This window comes from Sporomusa sp., assembly GCF_057736855.1.
This window is the reverse complement of sequence record NZ_JBYKYF010000278.1, coordinates 1-4,195: the sequence shown is the minus strand read 5'-3', so window position 1 is coordinate 4,195 and position 4,195 is coordinate 1. Positions and strand designations below refer to the sequence as shown.

The window sequence follows — 4,195 nt, the reverse complement described above, 5'->3', positions numbered from 1 at the left end:
GGCCGGTAGAGCTTATTATTATCGACCGGGATAGAGCGGAAGTTGCAGATAGGGAAACAGCCGAAGGAGGGGAAGCCGACGGGCGGGGAGCCGATTCTGGAGAAGAAGTCCAGAACTATGCTTTGCCTGGTGCCGATGTGCTGGAAGATGAATTAAATGCATTTGAACAAGAGGCTGTCATCATTGCTAAGCGCATCCATGAGCTTATGACCGGCGGCTATCAGGTCTATGACAAACAGGCCGGTGGCTATCGTGCTTTACAGTATCGTGATATTGTAATTTTGCTTCGCTCTGTTCAAGGTAAGGCCCAGGTATTGCAGGATATGCTTAGGCATAATGGCATTCCGTGCTATGCAGAATTGGCCTCAGGCTATTTTGCCGAAACCGAAGTTTCTGTTATGCTGTCACTATTGGCGGTGATTGATAATCCCCACCAGGATATTCCGCTGGCAGCAGTACTGCGGTCGCCGCTGGTAGGCTTAAACAGTGATGAGTTGGCAGAACTGCGTTTATGCCAGGCGCAAGGTAGCCTCTGGGAAGCAATGCAGACTTACGGCCAGACACAGAACGCTCCGCGCCGACTGGTAGCTTTCTTAAAAAAGTTCAATGTCTGGCGCAGTCTGGCGCGTCGCAAGGGGGTGGCCGAGCTTATTTGGCATATTTACCATGATACCGGTTATTATGATTATGTTGGCGGCATGCCAGGCGGTGTATTACGACAGGCTAATTTACGGGCGCTTCTTGATCGGGCACGGCAGTACGAGACCACCAATTTCCGTGGTCTATTCCGCTTCCTGCGCTTTATTGAGCGTCTTAAAGACAAGGATTCTGATTTATCGGTGGCGCGGGCTCTGGGTGAGAGTGAGGACGTTGTTAGAATTATGAGTATCCATAAAAGTAAGGGCCTGGAGTTCCCCGTGGTAATCACTGCCGATATTGGTAAGAACTTTAACCTACAAGATGCTTCGGGGCTGGTACTTTGTCATAAAGAACTCGGGGTAGGTCCTTATGTCACTCTGCCGGAGCTGCGTTTTCGTTATCCGACTGCGGCGCGTTGGGGGATTCAGCATAAACTCGAACTTGAAACCAAGGCTGAAGAATTACGCATTTTGTATGTTGCCCTGACCCGTGCTCGGGAAAAGCTGATTCTGGTGGGTTCGGCAAAAAAATTGGCGCAAAAATGTGCTGTCTGGTGTCGCTCGGTCGGTGAACCGGGAAGAAAACTTCCAGCTTGCCAGGTTATTAAGGCTAAAAGTTATCTCGATTGGGTAGGTATGGCGGTGGCACGTCATGCAGATGGTGCCATGATTAGAGAGTATGGACAGTGCACAAGTGCTTTAGTGCCAGAACTGGCAGAGCATCCTTCTTCCTGGGAGATTAAAATATATAATGCAGCTGCCATCAAACCGCTACAGCAGTCAGAACAGGCCGACGATGCTTTGCTTGCGTCTGTCCGCCGACTGGAGCCGGTGGATGGCGGAACTGGTACACAATGGGTGGATGCTCTTTTGCGTTGGGAGTATCGCTACACGCCGGCAGTCAGTAAGCCGGCCAAACTGGCAGTGTCAGAGATTAAGCGCCGACTGGAACTTGTAGAAACCCAGGAAGCTAAACCCTTGTTTGAGCTGCCTGCGATACATGCCCGTCCTCGTTTTCTGCAGACGGCCCAAGGGATGACACCGGTAGAGCATGGCACTTTGATTCATACAGTTATGCAGCATATTAACCTTAACCGAGATGTTTCGGTTGAATCCATTACTGATCAAGCCGCTCAACTGGAACAAAAGCAAATAATATTGCCAGGGCAGGCGGCGGCAGTGGATGCCCAGCAAATAGCGGCTTTTTTTGCTTCTGCTTTGGGACAGCGTTTACGGAGGGCCAGCCAGGTTTGGCGGGAAATGCCGTTTAGTCTGATGTTGCCGGCTGAAAAGTTTTATCCCGAACTCACTGGCTGGGGTGAGCAAATCTTTGTGCAGGGGGTTATTGACTGTCTATTTGCCGAAGAGGATGGTTTGGTGCTTTTGGACTATAAGACCGACCGGACTGTCTCAGAAGAAGAACTTAGGGCTAAATATGCTGTGCAATTAAGTATGTATGCGCAAGCGGTTGAACGGATTCTTGGGCGTCCGGTTAAAGAACAATATATATATGCTTTTGCTTTAGGACGTGAAATCAGAGTAGAGGCTTTAGGGTGAGATGTGGGAATGCACCAAGCTAAATAGCGTTACCTATCAGTCATTTTGCCTGCGCAGACACTTTGGAAGTAACTGACTAAGGATAAAAAAACAGACTGCAGTAATCTGCAGTCTGCCTTTTATCCTTATGTTATATAGTTATGCTAAAAAAAGCATTATTTTATATTTTGGTACAAGATTTCTGTTTCGGGCAAGCGGTGTTAGTTCAAGTGGAGTAGAGTCTCCGCCCACACTTTCGCTATTTCGGCCTTGGTTAGCGATGTAGCTGTTTTACGCAGACCATGGCTTTTTGCAGGAAGTTACTCTGGGTATTAGCAGCCAGTATTTTGTCAGCATCAGACTGGCTGATAATGATGTTAACATTATGGTCGCGCAGGCCGATCGCTTTAACAACTATTGGCATACTACCGGCACGAGACTGTCCAAGTTCAAGTGCTCTGAGGTCTTCTGGAGTAGAAATATAGTCCATCATCCCATAGGATATGACAAACTCGGGAATGAGATTGACATGACCGTAAATGGCGCGGCCGGTATCATCATAAATAACTGGCGACATAGCCCGAACTAAGGGGAGTCCGGTTGCATCAATAACCAGGCCGGTGTATGTTGGAAGAGCTGTAGGTATATAAGCTGGAGAGGGGGTAGGCAGTGGAACGGGAGTGGCCGGTTTGGTGGCACTGGTAATAACTTCTGAGAGTCCGCCTCTGCCAAAGAGGTTTATCTGTAGGGTTACTTGATATGTGCCATCAGACAATTGCCGTTCATCGACAATTTTAGCTCCTTTAACAATACCTGTTAATTGCGTTCTGACAATATCGCTGGTAGTTTCAAGGTTTTGTACGGTAGTTTCAGCAGTCACTTTGACCCCGTTAATGGTCTCTAAAAGATTACGTTGGGCATCGACGATGGCAGCTCGTCTGGCCATAAGCCGGGATTGGGCGGGAGATTTGGCCATAGTGGATGGTACTCCGAGACCAATGGCTTCAATTACGCCCTGGTCCCAATTAACGGAACCATAAGTGCCTATTTGATCAACAGGGGTTACCAATACGTTTACCTGGGTACTGAATGTGTTTGCGCCTGCCATCAGCGGCATGGTGATGAACAGCATGCACAGGGTGAGGTAAATTACAAATTTTTTGAGCATAGGAGCCTCCTTAAAAATTATAATATATCATTGTCTGATACCACTGGAACTGTAACTACCAATTTCCTGAAACCCGGATACAATGCAAGTCAGCAAGCAGGAAATGTTTACTTTGCTGGCCTAATTTTCCATTTTATATCATATTTCGCTTAACAGGGCTAATTTCCTGCAAAAAAGTACAAACTTGTTATTTAAATAACAAAAACCCGGAAAAATTTCCGGATTTTTGTATAGTAAGTTGTTATTTTCAAAACATACCTTTACGCCATAGGCCAAAAGCGCTAAATGCGGTAACGCCGAAAGCAAATAATAGTGTAGCCGCAAAACCGCCAGTCGTTGTCCCGAACGGAACATCTACGTTCATTCCCATAAAACTGGCTACCATTGTCGGAATAGCTAAAATAATGGTCATCGAGGCTAAAAATTTCATAACGCGGTTAAGATTATTGGAGATAATGGAAGTAAAGGTATCCATCATCCCGGTTAATATACGGCTATACATTTCAACCATTTCGATGGCCTGTTTATTTTCAATGATAACATCTTCTAACAAGTCTTCATCTTCTTCATAAATTTTGATGAGATGTTGTACTTGATTGGTAGAACGAAGCCTTAGGAGTCTTTCCAGAACAATACCGTTAGAACGAAGTGAGGCGGTAAAGTAGGTTAACCCTTTTTGTAGTTCTAACAACTGAAAAATTTCTTCATTTTGCATGGACTGTCGCAAATAGTGTTCGATTTCATCGGTGCGACGGTTAATTTGCTTGAGATATCGTAGATATAAAGTAGCCGATTTATATAAAAGCTGAAAGAGAAATCTGGTTTTTTTAAATGTGCTGAAAGCCCGGGCATT

At 46.1% G+C, this 4,195-nt stretch carries 3 protein-coding genes; 1 reads left to right on the top strand and 2 read right to left on the bottom strand.

Annotated features, from left to right (window positions below; genetic code table 11):
* Positions 1 to 2,195: 3'-5' exonuclease (locus AC29Z1_RS14545; RefSeq protein ID WP_488272176.1), on the top strand; the 2,195-nt coding region annotated here is incomplete at its 5' end.
* A 253-nt stretch (positions 2,196 to 2,448) separates the two neighbouring features.
* Here AC29Z1_RS14545 and AC29Z1_RS14540 read toward each other — a convergent pair.
* Together AC29Z1_RS14540 and AC29Z1_RS14535 are read right to left on the bottom strand one after the other, a co-directional pair.
* A complete protein-coding gene (locus tag AC29Z1_RS14540) occupies positions 2,449 to 3,342 on the bottom strand; it encodes an LPP20 family lipoprotein (RefSeq protein WP_488272175.1) in 894 nt (297 codons plus the stop codon).
* A 247-nt stretch (positions 3,343 to 3,589) separates the two neighbouring features.
* On the bottom strand, positions 3,590 to 4,195 hold a 606-nt coding region (locus tag AC29Z1_RS14535; protein ID WP_488272174.1), incomplete at its 5' end, for a magnesium transporter CorA family protein.

Bases quoted from the DNA above. Each gene is read 5' to 3' on its own strand.
- AC29Z1_RS14540 (WP_488272175.1), bottom strand. From the start codon at position 3,342: ATGCTCAAAAAATTTGTAATTTACCTCACCCTGTGCATGCTGTTCATC.